This window comes from Paenirhizobium naphthalenivorans (assembly GCF_007992095.1).
GTDB classification, from domain to species: domain Bacteria; phylum Pseudomonadota; class Alphaproteobacteria; order Rhizobiales; family Rhizobiaceae; genus Allorhizobium; species Allorhizobium naphthalenivorans.
Window position 1 is genome coordinate 1 of record NZ_BJZP01000073.1, and the last position, 2,501, is coordinate 2,501.

Genomic DNA, 2,501 nt, shown 5'->3' on the forward strand with positions numbered 1-2,501 from the left:
GTAAGCGGCAAGGAGACCCCATCTGGCGCGGTTGATGCTGAGAAGGGTATTTCGGGCATACGAGTTCTCTGAATGTGAGGATCTATGTCTAGGCCTGCGGCTAGCCTTGGATTGATGCGAATGATCGAGGCGGTGCCCGATCGTCTTGACGGCTCGCCGCGACAGTTGCGGCGGTTCTGGTCTGACGAGTTCAAGGCCACAGCGGTCGAACAAGCCTGTCAGCCCGGTGTAAACGTCTCGGCAGTCGCGCGGCAGATTGGGATACTTCCGTCTCAGCTCTATCGCTGGCGCAGAGAACTGTTGGGCAGTGGTGAGCCTGGACAGGCAGCAGCGACAGCGGATCCGCAGAGGGTTGTATCCGACCCCGACCCCGTCGTCGAAATCATCATTGGCGGTATCGTCGTGCGGGCAGGCCGGCATGTCGACGAGGCGCATCTGCAGCGTGTGATCCGCGCGGTGCAGGCGGCATGATCCCCGCAGGTGTAAAGGTCTTCCTCGCCAGCCATCCCATCGACTTCCGCAAGGGGCCCGACAGCCTGCTGTCGCTGGTGCGCGATGCTGGTAGTGATCCGTTCAATGGCTCGCTTTATGTCTTCCGGGCGAAACGGGCAGACCGGGTCAAGATCGTCTGGTGGGATGGATCGGGGGTCTGTCTCTACTCGAAGCGGCTGGAGAAGGCGCAGTTCTGCTGGCCACGGATCGGCCATAACCGGGTGCAGCTCAACCATGCCCAGCTCATGGCGCTCGTTGATGGCATGGACTGGAAACGGGTCCGCTCTGTGGCGGTGAAGCCGCCGGAGATTGTTGGGTAAAAAGGCCTGCGGCGAAGTGAATCAACCGCCTGAAAGGGCAGGAAAACCAGAGCACAATATGCTCTGGTAGGCCTCATGACGCCGCCCAATCTGCAGCTCCCTGATGATGTAGAGACCCTGAAAGCCATGGTCCTTGCCATGGCCGAGAAGGCTGCGCGCGCCGATGCTCTCGAGAGCGAGGTCGCAGATTTGAAGGCCAGAAACGCCGATGCCGATGAACGCATCGAGCGACTGACCCAGATCCTGAGAGCCTTCGATCGGGCCCGCTTCGGCCGGCGATCGGAAAAGCTCGGGCCTCCAGGCATCGATGATGAGCAGCAGGCGTTTGTCTTCGAGGAAATCGAGACCGGCATCGCCGCGATCCGAGCCCAGGTCAATAAGGGCGCGACCCATCCCGAAGGCAAACGTCCGCCACGGCCGCGCAAGGGCTTTGCACCTCATCTGGAGCGCGTCGAAGTGGTGATCGAACCGGATGAACTGCCCGAGCACGCTGGCAAACAGAAGGTGCTGATCGGAGAAGACGTCTCGGAGCGGCTGGACGTCGTGCCGGCGAAGTTCCGCGTCATCGTCACCCGCCGGCCGAAGTATGCCTTCAAAAACGAAGACGGCGTCATTCAGGCATCCTCGCCCGCGCACATCATCGAGGGCGGCATTCCGACGGAAGCGCTTCTCGCCCAGATCGCGGTCTCGAAATATGCCGATGGCCTTCCGCTCTATCGGCAGGAGGCAATCTATGCCCGCGACAAGGTCGAGCTTGACCGCAAGCTGATGGCTCAATGGATGGGCAAGCTCGGCTTCGAGCTCGATATCCTGGCCGACTACATCCTCGCCGAGATCAAGAAGGCGGAGCGCATCTTCGCGGACGAGACGACATTGCCTACCCTTGCACCTGGATCCGGATCGGCCAAGACGGCCTGGCTATGGGCTTATGCCCGGGATGACAGACCCTTCGGGGGCAGTGGCCCACCGATGGTCGCCTATCGCTTCGAAGATAGCCGCGCTGGCGATCGGGTCGCCCGGCATCTGAGTGGCTATCGCGGTATTCTGCAGGTCGACGGTTATGGTGCCTACAACAAGCTTGCCCGATCTGACGGCGGCAATGACGGCATGATGCTCGCTGGCTGCTGGTCCCACAGCAGGCGCAAGTTCTACGAGCTGCACGCTTCGGACAGTTCTAGGATCGCCACCGAGACGGTGGAGCTGATGACGAAGCTCTGGCAGGTGGAAGAAACGGCCCGCGGTCAAAGCCCTGACGCGCGCGTCGCGGCACGTCAGGCGACATCTTCTGTGGTTGTCACAGAGCTCTTCGCCCTCTGGCACAAGACTCTGCCGCGGATCTCCGGCAAGTCGAAGCTCGCCGAGGCGATCCGCTATGCCATCTCGCGTCGATCCATCTTCGAGCGCTTCCTCACCGACGGCCGCATCGAGCTCGACAGCAACATCGTTGAGCGCGCCATCAGACCTCAGACGATCACGAGAAAGAACAGTCTCTTCGCTGGCAGCGATGGCGGTGGCAGAACGTGGGCGACCATCGCCACGCTCCTTCAGACGGCGAAGATGAACAACGTCGATCCGCAGGCCTGGCTCACCCAAACCCTTGAGCGCATCGCCAACGGCTGGCCCAGCAGCGATCTCGAGGCACTCATGCCGTGGAACTACACGGGCTGAGCGGTCTCGGCTTGCCGCTTA

General features: G+C 61.6%; 3 protein-coding genes. All 3 read left to right on the top strand.

From position 1 onward, the window contains the following. Positions 1-120 precede the first annotated feature (120 nt). Complete coding sequence (locus tag RNA01_RS23015; RefSeq protein ID WP_170253622.1) at positions 121-471, top strand: transposase; 351 nt, start codon at positions 121-123, stop codon at positions 469-471. Next, positions 468-812: an IS66 family insertion sequence element accessory protein TnpB gene (gene tnpB, locus RNA01_RS23020; RefSeq protein WP_011053349.1), complete on the top strand. Its 345-nt coding sequence runs from the start codon at positions 468-470 to the stop codon at positions 810-812. The genes RNA01_RS23015 and tnpB overlap by 4 nt, the downstream gene beginning before the upstream one ends. A 75-nt stretch (positions 813-887) precedes the next feature. Next, positions 888-2,480 (top strand): IS66 family transposase, encoded by a 1,593-nt coding sequence (gene tnpC, locus RNA01_RS23025; RefSeq protein ID WP_147182417.1) that lies wholly within the window; start codon positions 888-890, stop codon positions 2,478-2,480. Positions 2,481-2,501 lie beyond the last annotated feature (21 nt).

Excerpts from the sequence above, each read along its gene's own strand:
- RNA01_RS23015 (WP_170253622.1), top strand. The coding sequence starts at position 121 with ATGATCGAGGCGGTGCCCGATCGTCTTGACGGCTCGCCGCGACAGTTG.
- tnpB (WP_011053349.1), top strand. The coding sequence starts at position 468 with ATGATCCCCGCAGGTGTAAAGGTCTTCCTCGCCAGCCATCCCATCGAC.
- tnpC (WP_147182417.1), top strand. The coding sequence starts at position 888 with ATGACGCCGCCCAATCTGCAGCTCCCTGATGATGTAGAGACCCTGAAA.